This is a genomic window from Serratia sp. PL7, from assembly GCF_945957435.1.
In genome coordinates this window covers 248,985-275,966 of the sequence record NZ_CAMFLB010000002.1, presented here as the reverse complement: position 1 = coordinate 275,966, position 26,982 = coordinate 248,985, and the positions used below count along the sequence as shown (strand labels likewise).

The 26,982-nt window shown below is 52.9% G+C and carries 28 protein-coding genes and 2 pseudogenes; 15 read left to right on the top strand and 15 right to left on the bottom strand.

The window, feature by feature from the left end; translation table 11 throughout:
- Positions 1–8 precede the first annotated feature (8 nt).
- The 5 genes and pseudogenes from N6G83_RS15750 to hxpB all read right to left on the bottom strand — a co-directional run bounded on the left by N6G83_RS15750 (position 9) and on the right by hxpB (position 4,338).
- The gene (locus tag N6G83_RS15750; RefSeq protein WP_211136397.1) at positions 9–917 is read right to left on the bottom strand and encodes a LysR substrate-binding domain-containing protein; all 909 of its coding nucleotides are present in this window, start codon (positions 915–917) and stop codon (positions 9–11) included.
- A gap of 116 nt (positions 918–1,033) precedes the next feature.
- Positions 1,034–2,425, bottom strand: a complete 1,392-nt coding sequence (locus N6G83_RS15745) for an L-cystine transporter (RefSeq protein ID WP_211136396.1) — start codon at positions 2,423–2,425, stop codon at positions 1,034–1,036.
- Between the two features lie 184 nt (positions 2,426–2,609).
- Positions 2,610–3,158, bottom strand: a complete 549-nt coding sequence (locus tag N6G83_RS15740; protein ID WP_024530036.1) for a metal-dependent hydrolase — start codon at positions 3,156–3,158, stop codon at positions 2,610–2,612.
- 203 nt (positions 3,159–3,361) lie between these two features.
- Positions 3,362–3,475 (bottom strand): annotated as a pseudogene (locus tag N6G83_RS15735) (2-deoxy-D-gluconate 3-dehydrogenase); the annotation flags it as partial.
- Between the two features lie 197 nt (positions 3,476–3,672).
- The gene (hxpB, locus tag N6G83_RS15730; RefSeq protein ID WP_074030957.1) at positions 3,673–4,338 is read right to left on the bottom strand and encodes a hexitol phosphatase HxpB; all 666 of its coding nucleotides are present in this window, start codon (positions 4,336–4,338) and stop codon (positions 3,673–3,675) included.
- Between the two features lie 214 nt (positions 4,339–4,552).
- Here hxpB and N6G83_RS15725 point away from each other — a divergent pair, with 214 nt between their 5' ends.
- Positions 4,553–5,113 (top strand): YniB family protein, encoded by a 561-nt coding sequence (locus N6G83_RS15725; RefSeq protein WP_021178205.1) that lies wholly within the window; start codon positions 4,553–4,555, stop codon positions 5,111–5,113.
- 41 nt (positions 5,114–5,154) lie between these two features.
- Here the strand turns inward: N6G83_RS15725 and N6G83_RS15720 are convergent, their stop codons facing one another.
- Positions 5,155–6,024 (bottom strand): fructosamine kinase family protein, encoded by an 870-nt coding sequence (locus N6G83_RS15720; RefSeq protein ID WP_024530035.1) that lies wholly within the window; start codon positions 6,022–6,024, stop codon positions 5,155–5,157.
- 234 nt (positions 6,025–6,258) lie between these two features.
- Here N6G83_RS15720 and N6G83_RS15715 point away from each other — a divergent pair, with 234 nt between their 5' ends.
- Positions 6,259–6,708: a GNAT family N-acetyltransferase gene (locus tag N6G83_RS15715; RefSeq protein WP_211136395.1), complete on the top strand. Its 450-nt coding sequence runs from the start codon at positions 6,259–6,261 to the stop codon at positions 6,706–6,708.
- 20 nt (positions 6,709–6,728) lie between these two features.
- Here the strand turns inward: N6G83_RS15715 and N6G83_RS15710 are convergent, their stop codons facing one another.
- The 5 genes from N6G83_RS15710 to ghoS form a co-directional block, all read right to left on the bottom strand.
- Positions 6,729–7,589 (bottom strand): metal ABC transporter permease, encoded by an 861-nt coding sequence (locus N6G83_RS15710; protein ID WP_024530033.1) that lies wholly within the window; start codon positions 7,587–7,589, stop codon positions 6,729–6,731.
- On the bottom strand, positions 7,589–8,452 hold the full coding sequence (gene yfeC / locus N6G83_RS15705) for an iron/manganese ABC transporter permease subunit YfeC (protein ID WP_024530032.1): 864 nt from the start codon (positions 8,450–8,452) through the stop codon (positions 7,589–7,591). The genes N6G83_RS15710 and yfeC overlap by 1 nt, the downstream gene beginning before the upstream one ends.
- Entirely contained in the window at positions 8,452–9,342 is an 891-nt protein-coding gene (locus N6G83_RS15700) for a manganese/iron ABC transporter ATP-binding protein (protein WP_024530031.1), read from the bottom strand. Before N6G83_RS15700 ends, yfeC begins: the two co-directional genes overlap by 1 nt.
- Positions 9,339–10,277, bottom strand: coding sequence for a metal ABC transporter substrate-binding protein (locus N6G83_RS15695; RefSeq protein WP_248006677.1), 939 nt, complete (start codon positions 10,275–10,277; stop codon positions 9,339–9,341). Before N6G83_RS15695 ends, N6G83_RS15700 begins: the two co-directional genes overlap by 4 nt.
- A gap of 129 nt (positions 10,278–10,406) precedes the next feature.
- Entirely contained in the window at positions 10,407–10,706 is a 300-nt protein-coding gene (gene ghoS / locus N6G83_RS15690) for a type V toxin-antitoxin system endoribonuclease antitoxin GhoS (RefSeq protein WP_024486844.1), read from the bottom strand.
- A gap of 109 nt (positions 10,707–10,815) precedes the next feature.
- Between ghoS and N6G83_RS15685 the strand changes: the two genes are divergently transcribed.
- The 6 genes from N6G83_RS15685 (at position 10,816) to N6G83_RS15660 (ending at position 18,804) form a co-directional block, all read left to right on the top strand.
- Positions 10,816–11,478: a transglycosylase SLT domain-containing protein gene (locus N6G83_RS15685; protein ID WP_024530028.1), complete on the top strand. Its 663-nt coding sequence runs from the start codon at positions 10,816–10,818 to the stop codon at positions 11,476–11,478.
- A 307-nt stretch (positions 11,479–11,785) separates the two neighbouring features.
- On the top strand, positions 11,786–12,511 hold the full coding sequence (locus N6G83_RS15680) for a gluconate 2-dehydrogenase subunit 3 family protein (protein ID WP_074030959.1): 726 nt from the start codon (positions 11,786–11,788) through the stop codon (positions 12,509–12,511).
- A gap of 2 nt (positions 12,512–12,513) precedes the next feature.
- Entirely contained in the window at positions 12,514–14,298 is a 1,785-nt protein-coding gene (locus N6G83_RS15675) for a GMC family oxidoreductase (protein ID WP_074030960.1), read from the top strand.
- Between the two features lie 11 nt (positions 14,299–14,309).
- A complete protein-coding gene (locus N6G83_RS15670; RefSeq protein WP_074030961.1) occupies positions 14,310–15,650 on the top strand; it encodes a cytochrome c in 1,341 nt (446 codons plus the stop codon).
- A 755-nt stretch (positions 15,651–16,405) separates the two neighbouring features.
- Positions 16,406–17,290 (top strand): PHP domain-containing protein, encoded by an 885-nt coding sequence (locus tag N6G83_RS15665; RefSeq protein ID WP_024530024.1) that lies wholly within the window; start codon positions 16,406–16,408, stop codon positions 17,288–17,290.
- A 230-nt stretch (positions 17,291–17,520) separates the two neighbouring features.
- Entirely contained in the window at positions 17,521–18,804 is a 1,284-nt protein-coding gene (locus tag N6G83_RS15660) for an HAAAP family serine/threonine permease (protein WP_211136825.1), read from the top strand.
- Between the two features lie 37 nt (positions 18,805–18,841).
- Here N6G83_RS15660 and N6G83_RS15655 read toward each other — a convergent pair whose 3' ends face one another.
- The 3 genes from N6G83_RS15655 to N6G83_RS15645 all read right to left on the bottom strand — a co-directional run bounded on the left by N6G83_RS15655 (position 18,842) and on the right by N6G83_RS15645 (position 21,630).
- Entirely contained in the window at positions 18,842–19,528 is a 687-nt protein-coding gene (locus N6G83_RS15655; protein ID WP_024530022.1) for a MarC family NAAT transporter, read from the bottom strand.
- 72 nt (positions 19,529–19,600) lie between these two features.
- On the bottom strand, positions 19,601–20,965 hold the full coding sequence (locus tag N6G83_RS15650) for an MATE family efflux transporter (protein ID WP_024530021.1): 1,365 nt from the start codon (positions 20,963–20,965) through the stop codon (positions 19,601–19,603).
- 86 nt (positions 20,966–21,051) lie between these two features.
- Positions 21,052–21,630: a DUF2239 family protein gene (locus N6G83_RS15645; RefSeq protein WP_024530020.1), complete on the bottom strand. Its 579-nt coding sequence runs from the start codon at positions 21,628–21,630 to the stop codon at positions 21,052–21,054.
- Positions 21,631–21,865: 235 nt separating this feature from the next.
- On the opposite strand from N6G83_RS15645, the gene N6G83_RS15640 reads away from it, so the two are divergent.
- Together N6G83_RS15640 and N6G83_RS15635 are read left to right on the top strand one after the other, a co-directional pair.
- Positions 21,866–22,156, top strand: coding sequence for a hypothetical protein (locus N6G83_RS15640; protein WP_260523988.1), 291 nt, complete (start codon positions 21,866–21,868; stop codon positions 22,154–22,156).
- The gene (locus tag N6G83_RS15635; protein ID WP_211136823.1) at positions 22,153–22,386 is read left to right on the top strand and encodes a hypothetical protein; all 234 of its coding nucleotides are present in this window, start codon (positions 22,153–22,155) and stop codon (positions 22,384–22,386) included. Before N6G83_RS15640 ends, N6G83_RS15635 begins: the two co-directional genes overlap by 4 nt.
- A gap of 58 nt (positions 22,387–22,444) precedes the next feature.
- Here the strand turns inward: N6G83_RS15635 and N6G83_RS15630 are convergent, their stop codons facing one another.
- Positions 22,445–22,714 carry a hypothetical protein gene (locus N6G83_RS15630; RefSeq protein ID WP_260524019.1) on the bottom strand — a complete coding sequence of 90 codons (270 nt, stop codon included), beginning with the start codon at positions 22,712–22,714 and terminating at the stop codon, positions 22,445–22,447.
- On the opposite strand from N6G83_RS15630, the pseudogene N6G83_RS15625 reads away from it, so the two are divergent.
- The 5 genes and pseudogenes from N6G83_RS15625 to rplT all read left to right on the top strand — a co-directional run bounded on the left by N6G83_RS15625 (position 22,643) and on the right by rplT (position 26,913).
- Positions 22,643–22,946: pseudogene (locus N6G83_RS15625) on the top strand (peptidoglycan endopeptidase). The gene N6G83_RS15630 and the pseudogene N6G83_RS15625 overlap by 72 nt on opposite strands.
- A 788-nt stretch (positions 22,947–23,734) precedes the next feature.
- The gene (gene thrS / locus N6G83_RS15620; protein WP_211136414.1) at positions 23,735–25,663 is read left to right on the top strand and encodes a threonine--tRNA ligase; all 1,929 of its coding nucleotides are present in this window, start codon (positions 23,735–23,737) and stop codon (positions 25,661–25,663) included.
- Positions 25,664–25,666: 3 nt separating this feature from the next.
- The gene (gene infC, locus N6G83_RS15615; RefSeq protein WP_071683678.1) at positions 25,667–26,218 is read left to right on the top strand and encodes a translation initiation factor IF-3; all 552 of its coding nucleotides are present in this window, start codon (positions 25,667–25,669) and stop codon (positions 26,216–26,218) included.
- Positions 26,219–26,315: 97 nt separating this feature from the next.
- Positions 26,316–26,513, top strand: coding sequence for a 50S ribosomal protein L35 (gene rpmI, locus N6G83_RS15610; RefSeq protein ID WP_024485856.1), 198 nt, complete (start codon positions 26,316–26,318; stop codon positions 26,511–26,513).
- Between the two features lie 43 nt (positions 26,514–26,556).
- On the top strand, positions 26,557–26,913 hold the full coding sequence (rplT, locus tag N6G83_RS15605) for a 50S ribosomal protein L20 (RefSeq protein WP_004963673.1): 357 nt from the start codon (positions 26,557–26,559) through the stop codon (positions 26,911–26,913).
- The last annotated feature ends 69 nt before the right edge of the window (positions 26,914–26,982 follow it).

The window sequence follows — 26,982 nt, the reverse complement described above, 5'->3', positions numbered from 1 at the left end:
GGTTTCAATCAAGGGCGAGATGCCATGGCATCTCGCACCTCATCGATCAGTTTGTCTCGAATAGGACAAGGCGAGTGCGGGTTCCAAGCCATCAGAAATTCCACATTCCGCAGTGCATCTGGTGCATTGACCTGGATTGGCCGGAATACCACGTCTTTGCGACCCTCCTGCGCCAACGACGCGGGCAACAGTGCAACGCCGAAGCCGCTGGCCACCAAAGCAACCAGAGTTTGCAGCTGACGCGCCTGTTGAGCAATGCATGGTATGAACCCTGCTGCTGCGCAAAGCTGAACCAGCTGGTCATGGAAGCCCTGGCCCAGGTGCCGTGGTGACGATACGAAGGCGTCATCTCGCAGTGCGGCCAGTGGAATGATCTCATGGCACGCGAGAGGGTGTGTGGCTGGCAGGCTAATCATGATGGGTTCTCGCAGAATGGACTCGAAGCGCAGCTCCGGAGCCGTCCTACCCGGTGACCTCATGAAACCGAGCTCGGCGCGGCCATGTTCCAGTGCCTCGACCTGTTCTTGAGTCGTGGCCTCACGCATCGTGAAGGAGATGGCGGGGAATGCAGAGCGGAAGCGCTGCAATGCGCCTAGCAATGCGTCATAGGGGGCGATATTAATGAAGGTTAACGTGAGATGGCCTTCGATGCCTTGCGCTACTCGCCTGGTCTGTTCGACGCCTTCATCAAGCAGGCGCAACACCTTTCTTGCCGTTGCCAGAAAGTCGGTTCCAGCAGGCGTGAGCGACACGCTGCGATTGGTGCGTTCAAACAGGGGTGCGCCGATCTCATGCTCCAACCGACGAATTGCCTGACTCAACGGGGGTTGTGCCATATGCAGCCGTTGTGCTGCGCGATTGAAGTGTAATTCCTCGGCGACGGCGATGAACTGATGTAGCAGGCGCGTTTCAATCATAATGGGCTCCACGGATCCTATTTGCTACACACTAATACTAATGAGATATCATTGGCAGTCATGACGAAAAAAAACCGGCGCTTGGGCACCGGTTCAGTTTGCGGATCAGTCTAGTATTACCGGTGAGCCAGTTCCGTTTCGTCTTCGCTGTCCATAATGGCTTTGTCGGTCTGCTTCATCAGTTGGCTGGTGACGGTACCTGCGGTCATCGAACCACTAACGTTCAGCGCGGTACGGCCCATGTCGATCAACGGTTCAACCGAAATCAGCAGGGCGACCAGGGTCACCGGCAGGCCCATCGCTGGTAGCACAATCAGCGCAGCAAAGGTCGCGCCGCCGCCCACACCGGCAACACCGGCTGAACTGACGGTAACAATGCCGACCAGCGTTGCGATCCACAGTGGATCCAGCGGGTTGATACCCACGGTTGGCGCAACCATCACCGCCAGCATTGCCGGGTAGAGACCCGCGCAACCGTTCTGACCAATAGTGGCACCAAAGGACGCTGAGAAGCTGGCAATCGACTCCGGCACGCCCAGACGGCGAGTCTGCGCTTCGACGTTCAGCGGGATGCTGGCAGCGCTGGAACGGCTGGTGAAGGCAAAGGTCAGCACCGGCCACGCCTTGCGGAAGAATTTCAGCGGGTTAACGCCGGTTAAGCTCAGCAGCAGACCGTGAACCACGAACATGATCGCCAGACCAAGGTAAGAGGCAACCACAAAGCTGCCCAGCTTGATAATGTCGTGGATATTGGAGCCAGCAACGACCTTGGTCATCAACGCCAGTACGCCGTAAGGAGTCAGCTTCATCACCAGACGGACCAGCTTCATCACCCAGGCTTGCAGGGTATCGATAGCTACCAGCACGCGCTGGCCTTTCGGTTGGTCATCTTTAAGCAGTTGCAGAGAAGCCACACCGAGGAAGGCAGCGAAAATCACCACGCTGATGATTGACGTTGGGTTAGCCCCGGTCAGATCGGCAAACGGATTTTTCGGCACAAATGACAGGATCAATTGTGGCACACTCAGATCGGCCACTTTACCCGCGTAGTTGGTTTCAATCGCCGACAAACGAGCCGTTTCTTGTGTGCCCTGGACCAGACCCTCTGCGGTCAACCCGAACAGGTTGGTGACCAATACGCCCACCAGTGCGGCAATCAGCGTGGTAAACAGCAGGGTACCAATGGTCAGGAAGCTGATTTTGCCCAGTGAAGAAGCGTTATGCAACTTGGCTACCGCGCTCAGGATAGAGGCGAAAACCAGCGGCATCACGATCATTTGCAGCAGCTGTACATAGCCGTTACCGACGATGTTAAACCAGCCGATGGACTCTTTCAGCACCGGGTTGTCCGAGCCGTATACCAGTTGCAGTGCCAAACCGAACACCACACCCAGTGCCAGGCCAACCAGCACTTTTTTAGCCAGGCTCCATTGCCTATGGCGAGTTTGCGCCAACAGCAAAAGGAGGGCGGCAAAAACCAGCACGTTTAATACGAGCGGTAGATTCATCCCCAGTTTCTCCAATCTTGTTTTCTTATAATAAAAGGTGCCACGCACCGATGTAATGCGATGTAAATATCCTAACAGTTTGCGGTGCAGCGCACTTATATCCAAAAAGAATTTAATATAACTTTTGGCTTAAAATCGGTGATGTAATGAGCGGGAAGGTGGAAAAATAGGCGTTATTTTGTGATCACAGTCTAATATTTTTTATTTGCTCAAAATAGGACTGCACCGGAAGAGTGTAATCCCCTTGCCAGTAAATGGCGAAAGCCACCAGGCATAGACACAGCACCCGCTCCAGCTGGTTGCCTTTTTGTGAATTCAATATTGGCAAGCAGAAACGCCAGCGGCAGGGCCAAAGCAACGGCACGCCGGCCGGGGTGAGCATATCGGCCAGCAGGTGGCTGAAATACCCGATAATCATGGCATGCAGCACGTCTGCGGGGATAGGCCAACCGCGCGGCACTTCTAGCTGAAATAGCCACATGCCGCCGACGATCGCCAGCAGGCTATGGGTGAAACCACGGTGGCCAAAGGCGCGTGAGATCGGGATTGCGATCCAACGCAGGCGCTGGCCCAAGATGGATTTAGGGTGATCGATATCGGGTAGCAGTGACGTCAGCAGCGCGGCAGGAATGATGTGCCACCAATCGCCAGCGGCGAGCACGGGAGTCACCTCCGCTTTCTTGGCAAAGATCGCGCAGGCAACTGAAAATATGAGATGTCCTTCCGCGGTCATGTTGCTATATTCCGGCTACTAAACTGTTAATTTATCCAGTATATGGGAATTTTTACAGTTACGGAAGCGGTTACCCTGTAACGAGCTGTTAATTTTACGCCGTTTTACAAAGGGTTGAAACGGCGTGCTTGACGGGTAAGTTATACAGCTAGGCTCGTAATGTAGGGACGCTGCAATGCTGCGTTCGCTCAACTTCGCGGGAAGATAATGTCGCAACCGGCCTGCGCCAGCCCAATCGCAATGCCTTGTCCCAGGCCGATATTGCAGCCGGTGAACAGCGCCACTTTTCCCGTTAAGTCGAAGGAATTCAGAATGATAGTATTTCTCTCTAGCCGTGAGGGAAGAAAGCACCGGGCTTACGACGGCTACTGCGTGGCAGTGACAGTGTCACCGATTCGCCCGGTGTTTTCTTTATGCGATTAGCATAATTTGAATGGGATGTTAATTCAATAAAAATGAAATTACGTTTTGTTTTTTTGGAGGAAGGGCACCGGCAGGACCGATGCCGTCAAGGTCAGGCCAGGTGGGCGGCGGTCAACTGCTCGAGGCTTTGCAACTTAAGGTCAGCCAAGGCCCAGCGCGGATCCTGGCTGTATTCGTGCGCAGGGATCACGATCGATTTCATACGCGCCGCTTTGGTGGCAATCATACCGTTGAAGGAGTCTTCCAGAGTAATGCAGTGCTGTGGATCGCTGCCCAGGCGTTCGGCGGCGATCAGATAGACTTCCGGGTGAGGTTTGCTGTAGGGCAGGTATTCGGCCGAAACCAACTGATCGAAATAGCTCTCCAGATCGAACATCTTCAGCACCTGCTGCTGCATATGTAGCGGAGAGGCGGAGGCCAGCCCAATATTCAAATCCAGGCTACGGCACAGTTCCAGCGCTTGTTGCACCCCAGGCAGCAACGGGCGCTTTTCCCGTACCAACTCGATGGCCCGCTCGATAATGCGGCCAGCGACTTCCTCCTGAGAGGGGCCTTGCCACGGCATGGCCTGGAACCACATCCGCACCACCAGATCGATGCGTAAACCTAGCGTATCCGGAAGTTTGTGACGGTCAGACAGATCCAGCCCCAATGAGCTGAAAATGTCCATTTCCGCCTGTAACCATAGGGGTTCAGAGTCGATCAGTAGACCGTCCATATCAAAAATTGCGCTTGCTATGCGTTGCGAATAAGCCATTAACAATTAACTCCTGCAGCACCAGTAAAGGAAAATGTTTTCGCCACTCTATCATTTTTGTTCAGGCACCTGCACCCTTCGGGCCGGGGGGGTTATCTCAAAGTGCTGGATCTCACTGGATTCAGACTGGAAGACGAAGAAAACGGTGGGCGAGTTTCATTAACTACAGGTAGACTTAGCGCAACAACGGTTACGTCGCTTACAAGGGGAACACATGACGTATCAACAGGCTGGGCGCGTTGCCATCTTGAAACGCATTTTCGGATGGGTCGTTTTCATCCCGGCGTTACTTTCAACGCTGGTTTCACTGCTGGGTTTTGTTTATCAACACAGTGAGAAGTCCAGAGGGATCAACGCCGTGATGCTGGATTTTGTCCACGTTATGGTCGACATGGTGCGGTTCAATACGCCATTCCTGAATATTTTCTGGTACAACTCACCGGTACCGGACGTGGATAAGAGCCTGTTTAGCGGCGCTAATCTGATGTTTATCATTATCTATTTCCTGATTTTTGTCGGCCTGGCATTGCAGACTTCCGGTGCGCGCATGTCGCGTCAGGTGAAGTTTATCCGTGAGGGACTGGAAGATCAGATGATCCTCGAACAGGCCAAGGGCAGCGAAGGGCACACGCGTGAGCAATTGGAAGAGCGGGTGACGTTGCCGCACCACACCATCTTGCTGCAATACTTCCCGCTGTATATCTTGCCGGTGGTGATCGCCGTGGTGGCTTATTTCGTGCTCAAGCTGCTAGGGCAAATGGCCGGAGTGGCCTAGATCTGAAATTAAAGGGCGGCACCAATGTGCCACCCTTTATATTACAGCGTTTCTGGATGGAGCAACTTGTCGATGGCCCGTTGTGCCATGACCAGATGCTGCCCGCCAAACAGGTTGCTGCGGTTGAGCAGGTAATAAAGCTGATACAGCGGCTGACGTTCGATAAACCCGGCCTCCAGCGGCCACACGCTCTGATAGCCGTCATAAATCTGGGCGGGCAAATCGGGATAAAGCGGCAGCATCGCCAAATCACACTCTCTGTCGCCCCAGTAACAGGCTGGATCAAACAGCAAAGGCCCATCGGCGGCCTGAGCACAGTTGGCAGGCCACAAATCGCCGTGCAGCAGGGAGGGCTGTGGCTGATGGTTTTGCAAGCGTAGGTACACCACGTCGATAATTTCGTCGATATCACCGAAGGTCATGCCCTTTTCCGCTGCCAGCTGTAGCTGCCAGCCTATGCGTTGCTCGGCAAAAAATTCCGCCCAGCGGCGTTGCCAGGCGTTGGGCTGCGGCGTGGTGGAAAGATGGTTATCGAAGTCGAGGCCGAACTGCGGTTGTTCGCTCCATTGGTGCAGGCGGGCCAGCTGTTGGCCGAGACAGTGCGCCCCGTGCGCATCCAGCGGCTTAAGGAGTTGATACTCCAGCAGCAGGAAACTGTAATCGCGATCGCTGCCAACCCCATACACTTCGGGGACACGCACGGTCTTGCTGCGCGCCAACAGCGCCAGTTGGTCTGCCTCTGCGGTGAATATCGGCAGCATTTCGCGGGCATCACATTTAACAAACACCTCGCTGTCACCGTAACTCACGCGCCACGCCGGGTGGATTTCACCCCCGGGCAGTTCAGTCCTTTCGCGGATTTCTGCGCTGCCAAGATGTTCACTTAACAGACGGCTAACGGCTTGCCACATAGTAATCCCCTTCTGTGTTGCCTGCGATTTCATTAGGTTAGCGTCTTTCCTGCGGCGAAAACACGATGTGGCGCACAGCTGCGCCATCTATTGACGAAAATATCATCGCCGCGTGTCTGGTCAAAGTATATACGCTATTGATTAATTTAAGTACGTCTCAGCTTGCAACTTGGCAAAAGGTCGACGATGTTTAGACGTTACTTTCAAACCAATCAATTTTCACGGGAGTGGGCAATGGAGCCGAGTCAGCAGTGGCAGCGCGGTGAGTTTCGTATCAACAGTGATAAAAGCGAGTTGGACCTGGCTGTCACCCACGCTTTTTTGGCGACTACCAGTTGGGCGCAGGGGATCTCGTTGGCAACGGTGCAGCAGTCGATCGATAACAGCCTGTGTTTTGGCCTTTATCATCAGCGCCAGCAGATTGGTTTTGCCCGGCTGGTGACGGACTACTCCACGTTCGGCTATTTGTGTGACGTGTTCGTCATCCCCGAGTTTACGCGGCAGGGGCTGGCCAAATGGTTGATGGCCTGCATGCTGGAGCATCCGGTGTTACAACGCTTGCGGCGCATTATGTTGGTGACCAGCAGTGCCCCGGGGCTGTATCAACAGGTAGGCTATCAGCCGGTCAATAAGCAGGACTTTGTCTGGCAGATCGCACGGCCCGATATTTATCAGCAGCAATAAATGGGCGCCGCATGCGGCGCCTACGGGTTGGTTTTAACTACGGTGATTTCGTGACGTTGCACGGGTTTGAAGTGGCTATAGAGCAGGGCGATGACAAACAGCAGCGCCTGCACGATCACGATGCACGGCCCGGTTGCGCCGTCGATATGAAAGCTGATCAGAGTGCCCAGCACGCAGGAAAAAACCGAAGCGACGGTGGCGACGATCAGCATCCGGTTGAAACTGCGGCACAGGGTGAATGCAATGATCCCCGGTGCGATCAGCATCGCAATCACCAGGATCACTCCCACCGCCTGTAGCGAGGCCACAATGGTTAACGCTAGCAGGCACAGTAAGCCGTAGTGCAGTAACTTCACTGGCAGACCAATGACGCGCGCATGGTTCGGATCGAAACAGTAGAGCATAAAGTCCTGGCGCTTGAGCAGCACGATCGCCAGCGTGATCCCGGCGATCCACAATGTTTGCTGCAGTTCACCGTCGGTGATCCCCAGCATATTGCCGAACAGGATATGGCTGAGGTGTTGATCGGTATCTATGCGGGCAAACAGCACCAGCCCAAAGGCAAACATGCCCGAGAATACGATCCCCATCACCGTATCCTCCTTTACCCGGCTGTGTTCTTTCAGATAACCCGTCGCGACCGCGCAGAAAATGCCGGAAAGAAATGCGCCAATCGCCAGCGGAATACTGAACACAAAGGCCAGCACGATGCCGGGAAGCACAGCGTGAGAAATGGCATCTCCCATCAGTGACCAGCCCTTCAACACCAGATAACAAGACAGCACGGCGCAGACGACACCGGTGACGATAGCCGCGATGATGGCGCGCTGCATAAAGGGATAGGCAAACGGCTCAGAGAACCATTGCAACAGGAGTTCCATCAGTTGCCCTCCGGAGAATTGCCACGGGTGACGCGGCGTTTTGAGGCTAACAGCCCGTGCTTCGGTGCGAACAGGAAGGCCGCCAGGAACACCAGCGTTTGCAACGTGACGATCACGCCGCCGGTTGCCCCGTCGACGAAGAAACTAAGATAGGCACCCAGGCCGCTGGTCAAGGCGCCGATCGCGATGGCGATAATCACCAGCCGACCAAAACGGTCGGTCAGCAGATAGGCGGTAGCGCCGGGAGTGATCACCATGGCGATCACCAGAATGGCGCCGACGGTTTGCAGTGCGGCCACGGTACAAGCGCTCAGCAGGGTAAAGAACAGGATCTTCAACTTTAATGGCGAAAGCCCGATCGATACCGCGTGGTTCTCGTCGAAAAATACCGCCAGCAGGTCTTTCCACACCAGGCATAAGATCAGTAACGAAACGCCGATAATAATCTCCACCTGTAACACGTCTTCATCTGCGATACCGAGAATATTGCCGAAGATGATCGACTGCACGTTCACCGAGGTGGGATTGAGTGAAATAATCAACAGGCCGACGGCGAAAAAGGTGGAGAAAATAAAGCCGATAATCGCATCCTCACGCAGGCGGGTAACGTGGCGTACCAACGTCATCGCCAGCGCGGCCAACATACCAGTGAAAAATGCACCGGCTGCATAGGGCAGGCCAAGGGCATAGGCACCGGCCACGCCAGGCACCACGGAGTGGGAAAGCGCATCCCCCATCAACGACCAGCCTTTCAGCATCAGATACGCCGACAGAAAAGCGCAGGCCGCACCGACGATGGCGCTGACCCACATCGCCTTGACCATGTAGTTGTAGTTGAACGGCTGTAGCAGGAGTTCGAGCATCAGGGATTATTCTCCTTTTGCTGACTTTGCGCTGGAGGATCGCTCTTGGTATGGCCATAAAACACCGCAGGGCGTTCGTCATCGGTTAATACGGTCACGGTGCGGGGATCGTTGTCATCGTGCAAATCGGGCCCGGAGAGGTTGATATGGCGCAATACACCACCGAATGCCAGTTCCAGATTGCTTTGCGTGAACGTGGTCTCGAGCGGGCCGGCGGCCAGCACGGTACGGTTAATCAGGATCACCCGATCGCAAAACTCCGGCACGCTGCCAAGGTTGTGGGTCGATACCAGGATCAGGTGTCCCTCATCGCGCAGCGAACGTAACAGCTCGATAATGGCGTTCTCGGTTTTGACATCCACGCCGGTAAAAGGCTCATCAAGCAGTAGCACCGTTCCCTGCTGAGCCAGGGCACGGGCCAGGAATACACGTTTTTTTTGCCCGCCGGAAAGCTCGCCGATCTGTCGGCTACGCAGCTCACTCAGGCCAACGCGCTCCAAGGCCTTATCGACCCGTAGCCGGTCTTCCTTGGTAGGAATGCGCAAGAAGTTCATTTTGCCGTAGCGGCCCATCATCACCACGTCTTCCACCAGCACCGGGAAGTTCCAGTCAACTTCTTCGGTTTGCGGCACGTAGGCGATAATATTTTTCTTCAGCGCGGCGACAACCGGTTGCCCGCTCAGCATCACTTGGCCAGATGTCGGTTTTACCAGGCCCATGATGCTTTTGAAGAGGGTCGATTTTCCGCTGCCGTTAACCCCCACCAGCGCACAGATCGAACCACCGCTAAGGGTAAAACTGGCGTTATGGATCGCCGTATGGCCGTTGTTATAGGTGACCGATACGTCATCCACGCTGAGCTCAGGGCGGATAAAGGTCTCTGCACTCATTGATTGAATCCTTTGGCGATGGTCTGCACGGTGGCATTGAGCAGATCGATATAGGTGGGCACCGGCCCGTCGGCGGCAGACAGCGAATCGACGTACAGCACGCCGCCGTATTGTGCGCCGGTTTCTTTGGCCACCTGCTTGGCAGGTTTATCCGAAATGGTGCTTTCGCTGAACACCACCGGAATGTGGTTGGCCCGCACGGTATCAATCACCCGGCGCACCTGCTGCGGTGAACCCTGTTCGTCTGCGTTGATCGGCCACAGATAGACTTCTTGCAGTTGATAATCTTTGGCGAGATAGCTAAAGGCACCTTCGCTGGTTACCAGCCAGCGCTGGGCTGACGGAATACGCGACAAACGCTCGCGTAGCGGGGCATCCAGCGCCGCGATTTTTTCAGCGTAGGCTTTGGCATTGCGGTTATAGGTTTCCGCGTTATCAGGATCGTGCTGTACCAGCGCTTTGCGGATGTTCTCGATGTAGATCAGCGCATTGCTTGGCGACATCCAGGCATGGGGGTTTGGATTACCGTTATACGGGCCTTCGTGGATCGGTAGCGGGGTGATCCCCTCGGTCACTACGGCGGCGGGCACTTGTTTGATATTTTCGAAGAAACGTTGGAACCAGCGCTCCAGGTTCATTCCGTTCCATAAAATCAGATCGGCGTGCTGTGCCTTAACGATATCGCGCGGCGTGGGCTGATAGTCGTGGATTTCCGCCCCAGGCTTGGTGATGGACTCTACCACGGCGGCGTCGCCTGCCACGTTCTGGGCGATATCCTGGATAATGGTGAAGGTTGTCACCACGCGCAGTTTGTCCTTTGCCAAAGCCGGTTGGCTCACAACAATAACGCTGAGGCATACGCAGAGCAGGGCAAGGGGGCGAAAGTGGGACAAGCTAAAACGACGACGAGTAAATACGTTGTTTTTCATTGGCATGATGACGTCTCCTGATTCAAATGAAAATGATTATCAATATCAATTGAGCGGAAGTCAAGCATCACCCAGCTTTGCCAAGGGGTTAGTTTGTTGTTAATGAAATAGTACCGCCGTGTGAGTTATAACATTTTATGTATCGGGATGTAACCGCTTAAAGTAGTCACTGCCAGTGACTATCTCGACCTCGGGTTTTGCCCCCAATGCCACCTCGCCCAACCCCTGTGCCAACTGTTTTACATCTTCTTGATTTAATGGCGTTGTTAGCGAAAAACTGTTGATCCCCAGCTCATGGGGTACGCCATTGCTGTCGCTGAGCATGGTGGAAAAACCGGCCAGCGTCATTTGTCCGGTTAATTTGGCTAAATCGGTTAAGCTCTGTTCCGGATAGGTGAAAGACACCACAAATCCTATGGACGAAGATTGACTCATAAATCACCTCTTGGTATATGGATAGCCTGAGAATAGACCAAAAAAGTTATGCAGGTATCCTTACCAGTTGTATATGCTACGCAACTCATTGAAAGGAGTGAGGGATTCTGTGAAAACAAAAATAGGTTGCCTGATGGCAATCGTACTATTAGCCGGTTGTGCGAAAGATCCGCAAACAACCGGCAACCAGACAGGCAGTGGCACTTCGGGCGGTTGGCTAAAAACCCCACCGCAAACATCAAGCAACCGTACCGGTACACCGGTCGCTTATAACGATTATATCCGTCAGGCCGCCAGCAACTATGGCGTCGATGAAACGCTGATTAAGGCGATCATTCAGGTGGAGTCCGGGTTTAACCCGAATGTGGTCAGCACCTCGAATGCCGTGGGGCTTATGCAGCTGAAAGCCTCAACCGCTGGACGTGATGCTTACCGTATGAAGGGAAAGAACGGACAGCCAAGTTCACGTGAGTTGAAGGATCCGGCGGTCAATATTGATCTGGGAACAGCCTATATCAATATTCTTCAAAGCCAGCAGCTAGCCGGGATCACTAATCCACAAACGTTACGTTATGCCACCATCGTTTCCTATGTGAATGGGGCTGGCGCGATGTTACGGACCTTCTCATCAGATAAACGTGTGGCGGTAAACCGCATCAATCAGATGAGCCCGGACGAGTTTTATCAGCATATCCAGAAGAAGCACCCGGCACCGCAAGCGCCGCGTTACTTGTGGAAGGTTACCACCGCTTATCAAGCGATGGCCTACTAGCCTAAGATTGTCTACGGCTGGCCTCGCTAAGGGGCCGGTTTTGCTATTTCTTGCCGGTAAAAATGTGCTACACATCCCATTTCCGCTGTTCTCCCGCCTTTTGAACTAAAAAACCGCACAAATTGTTAATTTTACATTAACAAAGAAAACTTTACGTTCAATCAAATAGTTACCGGTAACATTGCTGCCAAAGCTCACATTCTGACCTTCAAAAAATAAACAATTACGTAACAATATATGTTTAAACTCCGTATAGACCGCGAGGTTGAGGTTAAATAGTTGTGATTTTTTTTGGAAGGAATGTGCTATGTCGAACGATAAAACCAACAACTCCCGGCGTGATTTCTTGCTGAAGTCGATGACGCTGATCCCCGCAGCCGTTATCGGTGGCAGCGGTGTGAGTGCCCTGACGGCGGCCACACCGGTGCTTGCCGCTAGCGATACTCCCAAGCAGACTGACTATCAACCTACTTTCTTTACCCCCGAAGAGTGGGCCTTTGTTCAGGCGGCGGTTGCGCGTTTGATCCCTGCGGACGAGCGCGGCCCGGGCGCTTTGGAAGCCGGCGTGCCGGAGTTTATCGATCGGCAGATGAATACGCCTTATGCCACCGGTTCAATCTGGTACATGCAAGGGCCGTTCAATCCCGATGTCGCACCGGAAATGGGTTATCAACTACCGTTGGTGCCGAAACAGATTTATAACCTCGGTATCAGCGATGCGGATGCCTACAGCAAGAAAACGACAGGTAAAGTATTCGCCGAGCTGGATGGCGCACAACAGGATGCGCTGTTGCAGAAGTTCGAATCCGGTGAGGCCGATTTTGCGCAACTGCCTGCCAAGCTGTTCTTCTCTTATCTATTACAAAATACCCGTGAAGGTTTTTTCAGCGATCCGATCCATGGCGGTAACAAAGAAATGGTGGGATGGAAGCTGATTAATTTTCCGGGCGCACGCGCTGACTTTATGGACTGGGTTGAGCGAGGGGAACGTTATCCCTTCCCACCGGTATCGATTCGTGGGGAGAGAGGATAATTATGGCAACGGTAATGAAGAAGCAGGATGTGGTGATCGTCGGTTTTGGTTGGGTTGGTGCCATTATGGCCAAGGAGTTGACCGAGGCCGGGCTGAACGTGGTGGCGCTTGAGCGTGGCCCGATGCGCGATACCTACCCAGACGGCTCCTACCCGCAGGTGATCGATGAGCTGACCTATAATATCCGCCGTAAGCTGTTCCAGGACCTTTCCAAAAGTACGGTGACCATCCGTCACAACAGCAGCCAAACCGCAGTGCCTTATCGGCAGTTGGCGGCTTTCCTGCCAGGCACCGGCGTGGGGGGAGCGGGTCTGCACTGGTCTGGCGTGCATTTCCGTATCGATCCTATCGAGCTGCGTATGCGCAGCCATTATGAAGAGCGCTACGGCAAAAGTTTTATTCCAAAAGACATGACGATCCAGGATTTTGGGGTGAGCTACGACGAGCTGGAGCCGTTCTTCGATAAGGCCGAGAAGGTATTCGGCACCTCAGGCACTGCCTGGTCGGTGAAGGGGCAGTTGGTGGGTAAAGACAAAGGCGGAAACCCCTTTGCGCCAGACCGTTCCGACCATTTCCCACTGCCAGCGCAGAAGAACACCTTCTCCGCGCAGCTGTTTGAAAAGGCGGCGCGTGAAGTGGGTTATCACCCTTACAATCTGCCCTCTGCCAATACCTCAGATTCCTATACCAATCCCTATGGCGCGCAGATGGGTCCTTGCAACTTCTGCGGTTACTGCAGCGGTTATGCCTGCTACATGTATTCCAAGGCCTCGCCAAACGTCAATATCCTGCCAGCACTGCGCATGGAGAAGCGCTTTGAGCTGCGTACCAATGCCAACGTGCTGAAGGTTAACCTGACCGCCGACAAAAGCCGGGCGACCGGGGTCAACTATATCGATGCCCAGGGGCGCGAGATTGAACAACCTGCCGATCTGGTGATCCTCGGAGCCTTCCAGTTCCACAATGTGCACCTGATGCTGCTCTCCGGCATTGGCAAACCTTACGACCCACAGACCGGTGAAGGGGTGGTTGGGCGTAATTTTGCCTACCAGAACATGACTACCATCAAGGCGTTCTTCGATAAGGATGTCCACACCAACCCGTTTATCGGCGCTGGCGGCAACGGCGTCGGTGTGGATGATTTTAACGCGGATAACTTTGACCACGGCAAAGAAGGCTTTGTCGGTGGCTCACCATTCTGGGTTAACCAGGCGGGTACCAAACCGATCTCCGGCCTGCCGACGCCTCCTGGCACTCCAGCCTGGGGCAGCAAGTGGAAAGCCGCGGTGGCGGATGCTTATACGCACCATGTCTCTATGGATGCGCATGGCGCGCACCAGTCTTATCGTAGCAATTACCTCGATCTCGATCCGACCTATAAAAACGTCTTTGGTCAACCTCTGCTACGGATGACCTTCGACTGGCAGGAAAACGACATCAAGATGGCGCAGTTTATGTTTAACAAGATGGCTCCGATTGCCAAGGCGATGAACCCGAAACTGATTTCCGGCAGCCCGAAAAATGCCAACAGCCATTTCGATACCACCAGCTATCAAACTACGCACATGAACGGCGGTGCGGTGATGGGAGAAGATCCCAAGACCAGCGCGGTAAACCGTTATCTGCAAAGCTGGGACGTGCATAACGTGTTCTCGATCGGCGCATCGGCCTTCCCGCAGGGGCTAGGCTACAATCCGACCGGCACCGTTGCCGCGTTGGCCTACTGGTCTGCCCGTGCCATTCGCGAGCAGTATCTGAAAAACCCAGGCCCATTGGTGCAGGCATGAGGAGGCGAGTGATGAAAGCTTTGGTTCCCGCACTGGTTCTCAGTGCACTGAGTTTTTCCGTTTTGGCGCAGGACGCGGCGGTCAGCAGCGAATTGCTCAAACGGGGTGAATATCTGGCACGTGCCGGTGACTGTGTGGCCTGTCATACCAATGGTAAAGACGGCGTGCCCTTTGCGGGTGGTTTGGCGATGGAAACGCCGATTGGCACTCTCTATTCCACCAACATCACCCCGGACAAAACTACCGGGATTGGCGATTACAGTTTTGAAGATTTCGACAATGCGGTACGTAAAGGTGTCGCCAAGAACGGCAGCACTCTGTACCCGGCGATGCCTTATCCTTCTTTTGCGCTGGTAAAAGAGGAGGATATGCGTGCCATGTACGCCTATTTCATGCACGGCGTGCAACCCGTCGAACAAGTGAACAAAGACTCCGATATTCCCTGGCCGCTGTCCATGCGTTGGCCATTGCACATCTGGCGTTCGATGTTTGCACCCACGCCTGCCGATTTCGCGGCAAACGCTAACGCCGATCCGGTTATCGAACGTGGTCGCTATCTGGTCGAAGGCCTTGGGCACTGTGGGGCATGCCATACGCCGCGTAGCCTGACCATGCAAGAGAAAGCATTGAGCAACACGGAAGGGGATGACTACCTGTCTGGCAGTAACGCGCCGATCGACGGTTGGGTGGCATCCAGCCTGCGTGGCGATAATAAAGATGGCCTAGGCACCTGGAGCGAGAGTGAACTGACCGAGTTCCTGAAAACCGGCCGCAACGATAAGTCTGTGGTTTTTGGTGGCATGAGCGACGTGATCGAACATAGCCTGCAATATCTCAGCGATGAGGATTTGACCGCGATCGCCCGCTATCTGAAAACCTTACCGCCGAAAGACGGTAAACAGCAGGCCGCACCGGTTGAAGACAGCGTTGCCAAAGATTTGTGGCGTGGTAACGACAGTAAGCCCGGAGCCGCGCTGTACGTCGATAACTGTGCCGCTTGTCATCGTACCGATGGTGTTGGTTACAAGCGCGCCTTCCCGGCGCTGAAGGGCAACCCGGTGGTGCAGACCGAAGACGCGACTTCGCTGATCCACATTGTGTTGGTCGGCAATACCACGCCAGCGGTGAAGGGAGCAGTTTCCAATCTCACCATGCCGCCGTTTGGCTGGCGCTTGAACGACCAGCAGGTGGCGGACGTGGTGAACTTTATCCGTTCGAGCTGGGGGAACAATGCCAAGGCCATCAGTGCCTCCGATGTGGCTGACGTGCGTAAGGATCGTTCAATAATCCGCGATGAGAAGGCGATGGGCAGTTCTGCTGTCCCAGAGCCAGCGCCGCTGGGTGCCAAGTAAGCTTCCCAAGGGCCTCGTTCGAGGCCCTTTAATCGTCTTAATTATCCTTAAATAAATTAGATTTGTTAATCATTTCAGGGTGATTGATTTTTGATCACCTTTATCGGTGTGTTCCTAGGGTTTTAAGCTATTTTATCTGAGTATTTTACCTTTTCGCGAGATGTTTAACTTCATATTTCATATATGTCATTGTTATTGATTAGGTTGTTGTGGGTTTTTTAGGTGGTGAATAAAAATTTCATTAATGTTATTAATGTTAATCGTAAGGGAGAATTGAAATTAAAGGGAGGTTAGGGGCGTGATGGTAATAGTTTTATTGATAGTAGTGTACGTTTCCGTCGCTTTTGAGGTCGATAGGCGTAAGCGTATCTGTATTAGTCTTGGTAAAAAATATACCTACAGAAAGCGCATCAAGTTCAAAAGGAAATGTGTAAGGTTAATCGATACGCTGCTTTTCCGAACATGATAAGTTGCGGTTTACCCTATTTGACCAAAAAGCAGATTTCTTCAGGTGAAATGCCCCGGAAAAGTGGGGCATTTTAGATTGATGACCAAGAAGCCGCAGCTATTTGACACCGCCAATGCCTGTTAACAGTTTGCACCGTTATCGATCTCGTCAGAATCTCGATCTACTACCCGTGAGCAGACCCACGCTTTTGTGATCCCGTCTATAAAAAGTGTCAAATCCGCTGTATCCATTCAGCGGCTGCTTTAGTATGGTCTTTGTAATTGAGCATTCGTCAAAGGACATTGCCATGGAAAAAATCGACCTGCATATGCATTCCAACTACAGCGATGATGCAGACTTCCCGGTTGAGACGGTGATTGCACGCTGCATGGCCAACGGCATCAGTACGTTGGCGGTGACCGACCATAATAATGCCAATTCGGTGCCGGAGGCCAAGGCGCTGGCATCGTCCAGCCTCAATGTCCTGTCCGGTATCGAGATCGACTGCACCTTCGCTGGGCGTAACTTCCACCTGTTGGGTTACGGGTTTACCCCCAGCAATGACTTTGTGGAAATCTATAATAATTTCAGTGCCATTCAACGGGAACTGACGCCGCTAAAGTTTGCCAAGCTGCGCGGGTTGAAATTCCATCTGGATGAGCAACGTCTGGAGCAGGTATGCGGTGGCGCTATCCCGCAGGAAGAGCAGATGGGTGAAGTGATACTCGACGATCCGCGTAATGACGGGCATCCGTTGCTGATGCCTTATCGGCCCGGGGGGGAAAGGGCCGATATGCCACTAATCAATTTCTATTGGGACTTTTTTGGCCCAGGAAAGGTGTGCTATATGCCGGTCACCTATCCCGCTATGAGCCGCATGGTGGAGGTGATCCGCCATAACGGGGGAATACCGATCCTGGCACATATCGGTGCCAACGTTAAACAGGACCATACCCAAGTCATCGATGAAATGTTGAAGATTGGTGTGATGGGGGTAGAGGTGTTCTCAAGCTATCATTCACCCGAATTGGCTAGCCAGCTGTATGAGTTTACCGTGGGCCGCTCGGCGTTTGTTACCTGCGGCAGTGACTTCCACGGGCGTAACAAGCCAAAAATAGAAGTAGGGCAATGTGCTTACGGCCCGCAGCATATTGGTGAAATACGCCGGTTTGTCGCCGCCGCCAGCGCCTAGGCATTGTTCCATTCCATATGGCTCGTGGGCGGCATCGGCTGCTCACGAAGCGTGCAGTTAACCGCCGAAATATAGACCATTCCAGAGATTTTCTTTATCCTTTGCCGTCCTTTTATCAGGTAGGTGAATTTCTCTCGCCATTAATATCCTGTTTTATATAAACATTCTACGGAGAAGGGAGTTTCCGTCGGGCGCAATCGTTGGCGCTGTAGATTAAGGTAAGCTGTCTCATGAGTACGATTTCTCCAGAACATGGCAGGGTGGCCATTGCCCAAGCTGCCAAATGGAACAAGACCGACACCGTCTGGATGTTCGGGCTTTACGCCACGGCCGTGGGTGCCGGCACCCTGTTTCTGCCGATCAATGCCGGTCTGAATGGCCCGCTGGTGCTGCTATTGATGGCACTGTTCGCTTTCCCTCTGACCTATTTACCCCATCTGGCGCTAACCCGCTTTGTCCTTTCCGGCTCCAGCCGTGATGGCAACATTCAGGACGTGGTGGTCGAGCATTTCGGCGTGTTAGCCGGCAAGATCATTATGGTGCTGTACCTGATGGCGTTTTTCCCCATCGTGCTGGTCTACAGTATTTCCATCACCAACGCGTTGGACAGCTTCCTGACTCACCAATTTCACTTCAACCCGGTACCCCGTATCTGGCTGAGTTTGGCGGTAGTGGTGGTGCTCAATCTGGTGCTGTTGCGCGGAAAGGATACTATTGTGGCCGCGATGGGCGTTCTGGTATTCCCATTGCTGGTGTTTCTGATGGGGATTTCGCTGTATCTGGTACCCACCTGGCAGACCGAGAACTTTGTCAGTGGTTTGGCCAACACGCAATTTGACAGCCCCGACCTGTGGCATTCGCTGTGGTTGGCGGTCCCGGTGATGGTATTTTCCTTTAGCCATGCGCCGATCATTTCGTCGTTCGCGTCCACCCAGAACAGCTTATATGGCGACAAGGCCGAGCGCCGTTGTGCGCGGATCATGCGTTACAGCTACCTGCTGATTTGCGTCACCGTGCTGTTCTTCGTGTTCAGTTGCGTACTGAGCCTTTCGCACCAGGAGATGGAGCAGGCGAAAGCGCAGAACATCACGGTGTTGACCACTCTGGCCAACAAGTTTTCCAATCCGCTGATTGCCTATCTTGGGCCGGTGATGGCGATGTTGGCGATGGCAAAGTCCTATCTTGGCACGTCTCTAGGCGTAACCGAAGGCGCAACCAGCCTGATTGATGGGCTAACCCGCGCCGTTGGCAAGCCGTTAAATGCCAGGACGACTCATCGTATCTCCGGCGTGGTGCTGTTCTTGCTCACCTGGGCGGCCACCGTCTGGAATCCTAGCGCCTTGCATATCATTGAAACCATCAGCGGTCCGCTGATTGCGGTGATCCTGTTTATTCTGCCGATGTATGCGGTGCGCGCGGTTCCGGCTATGCGCCGTTATCGTGCCTTGAGTAATGTCTTTGTACTTGTGATGGGGTTGATTGCACTTTCCGCTTTGGTTTACGGGTTGGCATAGCGATCAAATTGGCCCCGCGACTGCGGGGCCGGTTGGGTTAGGTCATTGGCACATAGGTAGAGATCAGCTCCAACACGCCGTTGATAATAAACTGTACGCCCATACACACCAGCAGGAAGCCCATCAGGCGGGAAATGGCCTCAATACCGCTTTCGCCAACCAGTTTCATGATCGCCGTGGAGCTACGTAAACAGACCCACAGAATGATCGCTATCGACAGGAAAATGGCCACCGGCGCGGCCAGCAGCACCCAGTGGGCAAAGCCCAGGGTATTTTCATTGACGCTGGATGCGGTGCTGATGATCATGGCGATAGTACCCGGCCCAGCGGTACTTGGCATGGCCAGTGGGACAAAGGCGATATTGGCCGAGGTTTTCTTGCGCAATTCTCTGCTTTTGGTTTCTACCTCCGGTGTTTCATCGGCACTTTGCTGTGGGAACAACATGCGAAAACCGATAAAGGCGACAATCAAACCCCCGGCGATCCGCAGCCCGGGGATGGAGATCCCAAAGGTGCTCATGACAAGTTGACCGGCATAGAACGCCACCGTCATGATGCAGAACACATAGACCGAAGCCATCAGCGACTGATGGTTGCGCTCTTCGTTGGTCATATTTCCCGACAGACCAAGCAGCAGCGCCACGGTGGTCAGCGGGTTGGCCAGTGGCAACAGTAGGGCTATCCCCAGCCCGATGGCCTGAAACAACTGCAGAATACTCGACATAAAACAAACCCCAGCAAGAGAATGAAATGGGGGCGCAGTCACTACGCCCAAAAAGTATTGTGACTACCAGCGTCAGACCAGACGCTCAATTTTTCTGTGTCGCCATACCAGCCTATAAAACGTTGTCTGCAATGCCAGCATTGTCAAATAGGCGATAGGGAACGCCATCCATACCCCCTCTAATCCAAAGTGATTGCTGAGCAGATAGGCCGCTGGCAACTGTACGGCCACGATGCAGAGAATGGAGATCGTCACCGGCACCAACACCACGCCGCTGGCGCGCATGATGCCGCCGACAATCGCCTGGAAACCAAATACCAGCATGCTCCACAGCATGATATGCAATAAATGCTCTGCTTCTGCCAATACCACCGGGCTGGTCAGGAACAAACCCAGCAGCCAATGTGACAGCAGGTAGACCAGAATAATCAACGAGCCGGTCAGCCAGAGGTTGATATATAGCCCGGTGCGCAAGATAGGAGCAATGCGCTCGGTTTTGCCAGCGCCGATGGCCTGAGCGCCTAAAATAGAGGCGGTGATGGCAATCGACAGGGCAGGGAATTGCACATAGTTTACGATCTGTGTCACTGCGCCGTAGGCTGCCGTGGCATCCGAACCGTGGCGATTGACCAGCGTCAGGATGATCAACTCAGAGATAGAAATTACCACCATTTGTAAACCGGTGGGCAGGCCAATACGTAATACTTTGCGTAGCACCACCGTATCCAGCTTGAGCGCGGCCAGCATGGCCCGGTCGGGGGCCAATACGTGTTTTTTGCGGCGCAGACGCAATGTCAGATACAACATTGCCAGTGCGTTACCGACCATACCCGCCAGAGCCGCGCTCTGTATGCCCATTGGGGCAAAGCCCAGCCAGCCACGGATCAGGGCAGGAGTGAGCAGCAAGCCAACGATGGTAGACAGCAGCAGGGCCAAGAGTGGTGAGACCGTGTCACTGACGCCGCGCAGCAACTGGGTGAACAACACAAATACCAGCAATAACGGCATAATCAGCATCATGATGCGGGCGTAAGAGACCGCTTCTTCCAGCACGTCCGCTGGCGTGCCTAGCGCTTGTAGCGCCTGGCGGGCAAACAGACTGCCAAATACTGCCGCCAGTAAGCCAAGCGACACGCCCAGCATCAAGGCCGTACCGGCAATGGTTTTCACTTTTTCCGGTTCATTCGCGCCCCATGCCTGCCCAATCAGCACCGAGGCACCGGCACCAACGCCAATCACCAGTGAGATAAAGAAGAACACCACCGGGAACATACCAGAGATGGCGGCCAGCGCATGGGTGCCGAGCATCTGGCCGATATAGATGCCGTTTAGCGTGCCTGAAAATCCTTGCAGGAAGTTGGACAGCACCATGGGCACCAAAAAGATCAGATAGATGCGCCAAAGCGGTGGCTGCTTGTGCTGCGGAAGGGTTTGCATTTAATCGTTTTTCCTGCGCCTAAAGGCCTGTAACGAGCACTAACGGTGCTCATAAATAACGTTATTGTAGCTGACAACCAGTGCGTTCAGCGGGGGAACGCATCGCGAGTCATCCAGGCCAGATGCGCCTGGATATCGGCAGGCCATTGCGCAATTCGCTCGGCAAACAGCTTGCCGTCGTGGCCAAACAGTGCGCGCGTGGCTTCTTCATAGCCCGGTAAAGAGCCGGCGATGGCGCTCATAAAGCGATAGCCGTTCTCTTTGATACGGCGTTCATTATCCTGCTCGACCGTGGTGCGCCTGGCTTCATCAACCAGACGACGTAGCGCAGCAGAAGCACCACCGCGCTGTTGTGCCAGCCATTCCCAATGACGGGGCAGGAGGGTCACTTCGCGGGCCACTACGCCGAGTTTGGGCCGACCAACCGAGGGTTGAGTTGTCGGTTCTGCATCAAGCTCAGCGACACCGCCATCAGGCTGGGGCCAAACGTAACCTGCTGGCCAAGGGTAATCCACCTGGGAGCCGGTGGCATCATCAAACACTAACAGCCCCCCGGCAGTGAGATCCATCGCAGCAAGCGCCTGAGCGACATCGGCATAAGACCCGGCAGCCACTCGTTGATGCTGCAAGAAAGCGGTGCAGCTCGGCGTATTGAGGGTTTTCATATTTTTATATCCGGGTTAAATTATTTTACCCGGGTAATTTGACCGAGTCATCGTGGTAAGTCAAGTGCGATCAATTATGCAGCAGGGTATCTGGCTAGTGTATCTGCCGCATCATCTGCTTTTGTACCGGCACCTTGTTGAACTCAGTTAACCGGGGTTTTTTGCTTCCCATTGCCGTCACCTTTGCTAACATCTACCCATTACTTACCTATGAGAATGGGATATGAGGAAGCTATTGGCTATTGGCGTAATGACCAGCGTGGTGATGCTTTTGGGGTGTGGTGAGGAAACCGCATCGGATAAGGTTAGGAAATTTATAGAAACAAAAGATACAGGGTTGCTCTCGAAATCAAAGACATCGATGTGTACTGATGAGTGGTTAAAGAGTGCTCACTTTATTGATGGGAATTTATTACCGACCACCAACGATTACTATCAAGTCAGTAAATATTTATATGGGAAAATAAAGTATAGCATTGTTTCTGAAAAAAAGTTGGTGACTCATATATTGTTACTGTCAAAGTGACATACCCTAAAGCAATTAGAGATGCCAAATCATTCATTTGGGCCGAAAGCGAATATGCAGATGAACGAGATAAAAAAAATTTAGATAATCTCAATGCATTATATGAGAGTGGTGGGTTGAAAGATTTGGAGTTCGAGGAAGAAGTTGGTGAGTGGATAGTTCTGAATGATGGAATCGATCCAAAACTATCAGAAGGCGCAGTTAAAGCGTGTTCTGCATCGAAAAGTTAGAGAAGTCTCACTAAGTTAAGAGCCCACTCCACTGGTGGGCTTTTTGCTATCTGCCTTATCACCAAGCAATTTTAACCGGAGCGGAGATCATCTCTTGGATGATGAACCCGAACTTGTGCGCCGTTCCGTTCACGATTGACTCCGTCGTGTTGCATCCACCTTTGAAGATTTCTTCCTGGCCGGTCTGGTTGTCGTGATAACGCAATTCGACTAGATAGCGGAAGACAGGAACAGGTGCCGAGGTGTTGACCATCTCATACTTGCCAGTCTTGCGGTTTTGCGGGAGAACCTCGTTTGTTACCGGCATGTGCTCGGCATCGAGGTTCACCACACGCCGGACTACGAAGCCGGGGCTGATTTTGTGACGTGCTTTGATGGCGATGTGGTGTTTTGGCGGCAGGTCGATAACCCAATATTCGTTGGCTACAAAGGCTCACAGCCTGCCCATGTTGGCCTGATTGCATAGCAGAGGTGAGGGCTGTGGCGTACGGATGGATACAGTGATGATTATCGAAAGGGCTTTCACTAGAGTGGAGTATTTCCAATATGCCGTTGATTGAGACTCAGCGATTCCTAGGAACGCCAAAAGAACGAGACGAGGTGCCAAACGGCACTTTTTTTTATACCTGGTTATCAGAACATAACCTGCACCAGGACATCTGCATTCGTGTTAATGGCGTTGCCCTAAAAGACGATGACTAACTCAACTTTGAACTGAAAGAAACGGATCACGTTGTCGTCTATTGACCAGCCGAAAGGCGTTATCGGCGACATCCTGAGCTCTATTTTTAAAGTGATTGGCCAAGTGTTCTCGTTCCTCATGCCGAAGCCAAGCATTCCTAATGCCGCGGGCGCCGCTGAAGAGTCCCCGAATAACAGCTTAACCGGGCAGACGAACACTGCACGGTTAGGAGCATCATTCTCGTTGCTGTTGATGGCGAGTACGTCATTCGCAGATTGCGCCTGGTTCCAGTGCGGTGTTTGGAGTATATCGATGGGTCAGGGAATGTGACGATTGTCGATGATGAAGATTTTGGAGATGATCGAGTGGTCGAGGTGTTTGGCGTGGTCACGTATGCGCTGAACGATATGCACACGAGCGAGTTTGACGATCTGGTGGCGTGAGTTGTTCATTAAGTAACAGCTAGAAGTCGCGTAAACCATGATGTTAGAATGGTCAGTCCGTTATCGCGTCACACCATGGGTACATTTGGAATCGTGTACATATGAGTGTACATATTTGGCAGAGTGAAGCTGAATAGCGTAGGTAACATCATGTAAGTAAACGATATTGTATTTCTATATGTGATCTGTCGTGTGGGTCACCACTGTAGATAAGGAATTATGAATGCCTGTTATTACTCTTCCTGACGGAAGTCAGCGTCAATACGACCATGCCGTTTCCCCGATGGATGTTGCCCGTGATATCGGCCCTGGCCTTGCCAAAGCCTGTATCGCCGGCCGCGTTAACGGTGAACTGGTCGATGCCAACGATGTCATCGAATCCGATGCACAGTTGGCCATCATTACCATCAAAGATGCCGAAGGCCTGGAAATCATGCGCCACTCCTGTGCGCACCTGCTGGGTCATGCGATCAAACAGTTGTGGCCTGACACCAAAATGGCCATTGGCCCGGTGATCGACAACGGTTTTTACTATGATGTTGACCTCGACCATACCCTGACGCAGGAAGATCTGGATCTGCTGGAGAAGCGGATGCATGAATTGGCCGACAAAGATTATGACGTCATCAAGAAAACAGTGAGCTGGCAGGAAGCCCGCGACACCTTCGCAGCCCGTGGCGAAAGCTACAAGGTGTCGATTCTGGATGAAAATATCAGCCATGACGATCGCCCTGGCCTGTATCATCACGAAGAATACGTGGATATGTGCCGTGGCCCGCACGTGCCGAATATGCGTTTCTGCCACCATTTCAAACTGCAGAAAACCTCCGGTGCCTACTGGCGTGGCGACAGCAAAAACAAAATGCTGCAACGTATCTACGGTACCGCCTGGGCAGACAAGAAGCAGTTGAACGCCTATCTGCAGCGCCTGGAAGAGGCGGCCAAGCGTGACCACCGCAAGATCGGCAAGCAGCTCGACCTGTATCATATGCAGGAAGAAGCCCCTGGCATGGTGTTCTGGCATAACGACGGCTGGACCATCTTCCGTGAACTGGAAGCCTTTGTGCGCATGAAGCTCAAAGAACACCAGTATCAGGAGGTGAAAGGGCCGTTCATGATGGACCGTGTGCTGTGGGAAAAAACCGGCCACTGGGAAAACTACAAAGATGCCATGTTCACCACGTCTTCAGAGAACCGTGAATATTGCATCAAGCCGATGAACTGCCCGGGCCACGTGCAGATCTTCAACCAGGGCCTGAAGTCTTACCGTGACCTGCCGCTGCGTATGGGCGAGTTCGGTAGCTGCCACCGTAACGAGCCATCCGGTTCGCTGCATGGCCTGATGCGTGTACGTGGTTTCACCCAGGACGATGCCCATATCTTCTGTACCGAAGATCAGGTGCGTTCCGAAGTGAACGACTGCATCAAAATGGTCTACGATATGTACGGTGTCTTTGGCTTCGAAAAGATTGTGGTGAAACTGTCCACCCGTCCAGAGAAGCGCATCGGGACTGACGAAATGTGGACTCGAGCCGAAAACGATCTGGCCGCTGCGCTGACTGAAAACGGGATTCCGTTTGAATATCAGCCGGGTGAGGGCGCTTTCTACGGACCAAAAATTGAATTTACCTTGCATGATTGTTTGGATCGCGCATGGCAATGTGGTACCGTGCAACTCGATTTCTTCTTACCGGGCCGTTTAGGCGCGTCGTATGTTGGCGAAAACAACGAACGCGTGGTACCGGTAATGATACACCGTGCTATTCTTGGCTCCATGGAGCGCTTCATCGGTATCCTTACCGAAGAATATGCCGGTTTCTACCCAACCTGGATTGCTCCAGTGCAGGTAGTGGTGATGAATATCACCGACAGCCAGTCTGATTACGTCCAGCAATTGACCAAAAAACTGCAAGATGCAGGCATTCGGGCAAAAGCGGACTTGAGAAACGAGAAGATTGGCTTTAAAATTCGCGAACATACTTTACGACGGGTTCCATACATGTTGGTGTGCGGTGATAAAGAGGTCGAATCAGGCAAAGTTGCCGTTCGTACCCGCCGTGGCAAAGACCTGGGGAGCCTGGACGTACAAGAAGTCGTAGACAAGCTGCTACATGAGATACGCAGCCGAAGTCTTCATCAACTGGAGGAATAAAGTATTAAAGGCGGAAAACGAGTTCAACCGGCGCGTCCAAATCGCATTAACAAAGAAATTCGCGCGCAAGAAGTTCGCCTAACCGGCGTCGATGGCGAGCAGATTGGTATTGTCAGTCTGAATGAAGCTCTTGAAAAAGCTGAGGAAGCGGGTGTTGATTTAGTAGAGATCAGCCCAAATGCCGAACCGCCAGTTTGCCGGATCATGGATTACGGCAAATTCCTCTACGAGAAGAGCAAGTCGACCAAAGAACAGAAGAAGAAGCAAAAAGTTATCCAGGTTAAGGAAATCAAATTCCGTCCTGGCACCGATGATGGCGACTATCAGGTCAAACTACGCAACCTGATTCGCTTTCTGGAAGACGGCGATAAAGCCAAGATCACCCTGCGTTTCCGTGGGCGTGAAATGGCGCACCAGCAGATCGGTATGGAAGTGCTTAACCGCGTCCGTAAAGACCTGTGTGAAGATATTGATCTGGCAGTGGTCGAATCCTTCCCAACAAGGATCGAAGGCCGTCAGATGATTATGGTGCTCGCACCCAAGAAGAAACAGTAAGGCTTCCAAGTAATCGAACCCACGCCGTGCAAGCGTGCGTGGGTTTTATTCGCCTCACTGATTCGTTGTTTAACAATGCGAAGTGGATTTAATTAACATGCCAAAGATTAAAACTGTACGTGGTGCAGCCAAGCGCTTCAAAAAGACCGGCAGCGGTGGTTTTAAGCGCAAACATGCTAACCTGCGTCATATTCTGACCAAAAAAGCAACCAAGCGTAAACGTCATCTGCGTCCGAAAGGCATGGTGTCTAAAAACGATCTGGTCCTGGTTATCGCGTGCCTGCCGTACGCATAAGCCACATTTTTTGAATCTAGAATAAGACTTTAGGAGAGAGCATATGGCTCGCGTAAAACGTGGTGTAATTGCACGCGCACGTCACAAGAAAATACTGAAACAAGCGAAAGGTTACTACGGTGCCCGTTCGCGCGTTTATCGTGTTGCCTTCCAGGCAGTAATCAAAGCAGGTCAGTATGCTTACCGTGACCGTCGTCAACGTAAGCGTCAGTTCCGTCAGCTGTGGATTGCACGTATCAACGCAGCTGCTCGTCAGAACGGCTTGTCTTACAGCAAATTCATTAACGGCTTGAAAAAAGCTTCTATTGAAATTGACCGTAAGATCCTGGCTGACATCGCAGTATTCGACAAAGTGGCCTTTGGCGCACTGGTTGAAAAAGCGAAAGCAGCACTGGCGTAAGCTGGTTGAAAAGAGGGAGCTTGCTCCCTCTTTTACTGTTTGTTCCCAATACAGATATTGACTTTTATC

Excerpts from the sequence above, each read along its gene's own strand:
- N6G83_RS15750 (WP_211136397.1), bottom strand. The coding sequence starts at position 917 with ATGATTGAAACGCGCCTGCTACATCAGTTCATCGCCGTCGCCGAGGAA.
- N6G83_RS15745 (WP_211136396.1), bottom strand. The coding sequence starts at position 2,425 with ATGAATCTACCGCTCGTATTAAACGTGCTGGTTTTTGCCGCCCTCCTT.
- N6G83_RS15740 (WP_024530036.1), bottom strand. The coding sequence starts at position 3,158 with ATGACCGCGGAAGGACATCTCATATTTTCAGTTGCCTGCGCGATCTTT.
- hxpB (WP_074030957.1), bottom strand. The coding sequence starts at position 4,338 with ATGGCTTATTCGCAACGCATAGCAAGCGCAATTTTTGATATGGACGGT.
- N6G83_RS15725 (WP_021178205.1), top strand. The coding sequence starts at position 4,553 with ATGACGTATCAACAGGCTGGGCGCGTTGCCATCTTGAAACGCATTTTC.
- N6G83_RS15720 (WP_024530035.1), bottom strand. The coding sequence starts at position 6,024 with ATGTGGCAAGCCGTTAGCCGTCTGTTAAGTGAACATCTTGGCAGCGCA.
- N6G83_RS15715 (WP_211136395.1), top strand. The coding sequence starts at position 6,259 with ATGGAGCCGAGTCAGCAGTGGCAGCGCGGTGAGTTTCGTATCAACAGT.
- N6G83_RS15710 (WP_024530033.1), bottom strand. The coding sequence starts at position 7,589 with ATGGAACTCCTGTTGCAATGGTTCTCTGAGCCGTTTGCCTATCCCTTT.
- yfeC (WP_024530032.1), bottom strand. The coding sequence starts at position 8,452 with ATGCTCGAACTCCTGCTACAGCCGTTCAACTACAACTACATGGTCAAG.
- N6G83_RS15700 (WP_024530031.1), bottom strand. The coding sequence starts at position 9,342 with ATGAGTGCAGAGACCTTTATCCGCCCTGAGCTCAGCGTGGATGACGTA.
- N6G83_RS15695 (WP_248006677.1), bottom strand. The coding sequence starts at position 10,277 with ATGCCAATGAAAAACAACGTATTTACTCGTCGTCGTTTTAGCTTGTCC.
- ghoS (WP_024486844.1), bottom strand. The coding sequence starts at position 10,706 with ATGAGTCAATCTTCGTCCATAGGATTTGTGGTGTCTTTCACCTATCCG.
- N6G83_RS15680 (WP_074030959.1), top strand. The coding sequence starts at position 11,786 with ATGTCGAACGATAAAACCAACAACTCCCGGCGTGATTTCTTGCTGAAG.
- N6G83_RS15675 (WP_074030960.1), top strand. The coding sequence starts at position 12,514 with ATGGCAACGGTAATGAAGAAGCAGGATGTGGTGATCGTCGGTTTTGGT.
- N6G83_RS15670 (WP_074030961.1), top strand. The coding sequence starts at position 14,310 with ATGAAAGCTTTGGTTCCCGCACTGGTTCTCAGTGCACTGAGTTTTTCC.
- N6G83_RS15665 (WP_024530024.1), top strand. The coding sequence starts at position 16,406 with ATGGAAAAAATCGACCTGCATATGCATTCCAACTACAGCGATGATGCA.
- N6G83_RS15660 (WP_211136825.1), top strand. The coding sequence starts at position 17,521 with ATGAGTACGATTTCTCCAGAACATGGCAGGGTGGCCATTGCCCAAGCT.
- N6G83_RS15655 (WP_024530022.1), bottom strand. The coding sequence starts at position 19,528 with ATGTCGAGTATTCTGCAGTTGTTTCAGGCCATCGGGCTGGGGATAGCC.
- N6G83_RS15650 (WP_024530021.1), bottom strand. The coding sequence starts at position 20,965 with ATGCAAACCCTTCCGCAGCACAAGCAGCCACCGCTTTGGCGCATCTAT.
- N6G83_RS15645 (WP_024530020.1), bottom strand. The coding sequence starts at position 21,630 with ATGAAAACCCTCAATACGCCGAGCTGCACCGCTTTCTTGCAGCATCAA.
- thrS (WP_211136414.1), top strand. The coding sequence starts at position 23,735 with ATGCCTGTTATTACTCTTCCTGACGGAAGTCAGCGTCAATACGACCAT.
- rpmI (WP_024485856.1), top strand. The coding sequence starts at position 26,316 with ATGCCAAAGATTAAAACTGTACGTGGTGCAGCCAAGCGCTTCAAAAAG.
- rplT (WP_004963673.1), top strand. The coding sequence starts at position 26,557 with ATGGCTCGCGTAAAACGTGGTGTAATTGCACGCGCACGTCACAAGAAA.